A 3,148-nucleotide genomic window follows, 5' to 3' on the forward strand; every position below is an offset into this window, starting at 1 on the left:
GTCATGGCTCTCGCTTCCTCCCTCGGGCGTGCGGGGGTGCCGTCCTCCCGGTGGGCATGCGGGGGTGCCGGTCCTCCCGGTGGGCATGCGGGGGCGCCGGGGTCAGCCGCCCGGGCCGCCACTGCCGAACGAACCGCTGCTGCCCTCGCTCCAGCGCGGCCGCTCCTGCGAGGAGGCCGGCCGGGACGGGGAGTTGCCGTGGTTCGGCAGCTCGTGCGGGGTCAGCCGCCGGTCACCGCGGGGCACCTCGTCGGGCTCGCGGTTCTCCTGCACCTCGCGCACCGGACCCCCGTCCGGCACCCGGGGCTGCTCGTTCGGCTTCGGCGGCGCGGGCTCGCGGCGCCGGACGCGGGCACCCAGGACGAAGGCGCCGATCAGCACCAGCACGATCACCACTCCGGCCGCGATCAGCCCCATGGCGGCGGCGCTGCTCGCGGCGATGTCCATCGATGCGTTGGTCATGGCACGCGGGTACCCACGACCTCCGCCATGAACCGACTCACCTGCGAAAGCGCCCCCCGGCACCGTGTTTGACGCGCAGGGCACCGGCTACCCGCACGGTGTGACAACGACGACGACACAAGAGGAGCTCTTCCGGTTCCTGGAGGACCGCTTCGCCTGCGCGCAGGCGTGCACCGAGTGCGCACGCTCGTGTGCCCTGCGCGCCAGCCTGGTGGACCCGGACGGGACGGAACAGCAGGAACTCGTACGACGCAAGGGCATCATGTGCGCGGAGGTGTGCGACGCGACCTGCCGTGTCCTGTCGGAGCAGAACCGGCTCGACGAGGCCGGCATGCGCATACAGGTGGAATGGTGCCGCACCGTGTGCCTGGAGGCCGCTCATGTCTTCGACGGCTACCCCGGCGGCCAGGACGGCGCGAAGGCCTGCCGGGAGTGCGCGCAGGCGTGCACGGACTTCCTCGCCACGCTGAACTGACCCGCCCCACGACCCGCCGCGCGGTCGGCTCGGCGGCAGGCGCTCGGGCACGGGCCCGGTCCTCGGCATTCCCAATTTCTGGAACACGTTCTACGGTGTGCGCCGTCAGGACCGGACTGGGAGGCCTGGAGGCGCCGTGCACCTCGAATACACGCCCGAGCAGCAGCGGCTGCGCACCGAACTGCGCTCGTACTTCGCCGACCTGGTGCCCGACAACGCCTACGCCCGGCACGGCGACCCGGCCGCCCAGAAGCGCTTCTACCGCGAGACCATCCGCCGCCTCGGCTCGGACGGCTGGCTCGGGGTCGGCTGGCCCAAGGAATACGGCGGGCGGGGCCTCACGGCGATGGAGCAGTTCATCTTCTTCGACGAGGCCGCCCAGGCGGGCGTCCCGCTGCCGCTGATGGCCCTGAACACGGTCGGCCCGACGATCATGCAGTTCGGCACGGACGAGCAGAAGGCCTACTTCCTGCCCAAGGTGCTCTCCGGCGAGATCGACTTCGCCATCGGCTACAGCGAGCCCGACGCGGGCACGGACCTCGCATCACTGAAGACGCGCGCCGTTCGTGACGGCGACGAGTACGTGGTCAACGGACAGAAGATCTGGACGACCAACGGCGACACCGCGGACTGGGTGTGGCTGGCCACCCGCACCGACCCGGACGCCCCGCCGCACAAGGGCATCACCATGCTGCTGGTGCCGACCACCGACCCCGGCTACTCCTGCACCGTCATCACCACCCTCGCCTCGCACGACACCACCGCCAGCTACTACGAGAACATCCGCGTGCCCGTCTCCCGCCGGGTCGGCGCCGAGAACCAGGGCTGGCGGCTGATCACCAACCAGCTCAACCACGAGCGCGTCACCCTCGCCGCCCACGGCACCATGGCCATCCGCGCCCTGCACGACGTGCAGCGCTGGGCCATGGAGACCAAGCTCGCCGACGGCCGCCGCGTCGTCGACCTGCCCTGGGTGCGTCGCCGCCTGGCCCGGACGCACACCAGGCTGGACGCGATGAAGCTCCTCAACTGGCAGATGGTCAACGCCGTCCAGAACGGCACCCTCACCCCGCAGGACGCCTCCGCGGTCAAGGTCTACGGCTCCGAGGCCCGCCGCGACGCCTACGCCTGGCTGATGGAGATCGTCGGCGCTGCCGGTGAGCTGAAGGAGGGCTCGGTGGGCGCGGTCCTGCACGGCGAACTGGAGCGCGGCTACCGCTCGGCGGTCATCTTCACCTTCGGCGGCGGCAACAACGAGATCCAGCGGGAGATCATCTCGTGGATCGGCCTGGGGATGCCGCGCGTACGGCGTTAGCCTGCGGTCATGGGCGATCCCGGGCTGTTCACCCCGAACTCCGTGACCTGGCAGATGCACGGCGACCCCATGATGTGGGTCGCCGGCATCCGCGCGCTGTACCTCCAGGCCCTGCACCCGCGCGCGGTGCGCGGCGTCATGCAGAACTCGGACTTCCGCAAGGACGCCTGGGGCCGGCTGATGCGGACGGCCGACTTCGTCGGTACGACGACCTACGGCACCACCGAGGCCGCCGAACGCGCGGGCGCCCGCGTCCGCAAGATCCACAGCATGCTGTCGGCCACCGACCCGGACACCGGTGAGCGGTACGGCGTCGACGAACCCGCGCTGCTGCTGTGGGTGCACTGCGCCGAGATCGACTCCTATCTGCAGGTCCTGCGCCGTTCCGGGTTCCGGCTCACCGACGCCGAGGCCGACCGCTACATCGGCGAACACCGGGCGAGCGCCCGCCTGGTGGGCCTCGCCCCCGACGCCGTACCCGCCAACCAGCAAGAGATGAACGCCTACTTCGAGAAGGTCCGGCCCGAGCTCGCCGTCGGACCCGAGGCACGCGAAGTGGACGACTTCCTTCTCCGCCCCCCGACGCATCCCCTTCTCGTCCCGGCGCGCGAGGTGCTGTGGCGGCGCGTGGCGCACCTGGCGTACGCCGCCCTGCCGCCGTACGCCCACGAGCTGTACGGCAGACCGGCCCCGAAACCCGCCACCGTCACCCTGCGCCTGCGTGCCACGGGCACCCTGCTGCGCTGCGTTCCCGCACGTGTGCGCTGGCAACTCCCGCCCAAACACATCCTGCGGGCCATGGCACGCCTCGGCCCGGGCGCGCGCCCCGCACCGTACAAACTCGGACGACAGCTGGCCATACTGGACGAGCCAGGGGTGGGTGGGGCGAACCGTAC

At 71.3% G+C, this 3,148-nt stretch carries 4 protein-coding genes; 3 read left to right on the plus strand and 1 reads right to left on the minus strand.

The annotated features are described in order from the left end of the window. Positions 1-102: 102 nt before the first annotated feature. Positions 103-462 (minus strand): DUF6479 family protein, encoded by a 360-nt coding sequence (locus GRC12_RS43130; RefSeq protein ID WP_208785896.1) that lies wholly within the window; start codon positions 460-462, stop codon positions 103-105. 100 nt (positions 463-562) lie between these two features. Here GRC12_RS43130 and GRC12_RS43135 point away from each other — a divergent pair, with 100 nt between their 5' ends. From GRC12_RS43135 to GRC12_RS43145, 3 genes are all read left to right on the plus strand, one after another. Then, positions 563-937, plus strand: coding sequence for a ferredoxin (locus tag GRC12_RS43135; protein ID WP_133048427.1), 375 nt, complete (start codon positions 563-565; stop codon positions 935-937). Between the two features lie 136 nt (positions 938-1,073). Next, positions 1,074-2,252: an acyl-CoA dehydrogenase family protein gene (locus tag GRC12_RS43140; RefSeq protein WP_208785897.1), complete on the plus strand. Its 1,179-nt coding sequence runs from the start codon at positions 1,074-1,076 to the stop codon at positions 2,250-2,252. 9 nt (positions 2,253-2,261) lie between these two features. Then, the coding region (locus tag GRC12_RS43145) for an oxygenase MpaB family protein (RefSeq protein ID WP_208785898.1) at positions 2,262-3,148 on the plus strand (887 nt) is incomplete at its 3' end.

The organism is Streptomyces griseorubiginosus (genome assembly GCF_017614965.1).
GTDB classification, from domain to species: Bacteria; Actinomycetota; Actinomycetes; order Streptomycetales; family Streptomycetaceae; genus Streptomyces; species Streptomyces griseorubiginosus_B.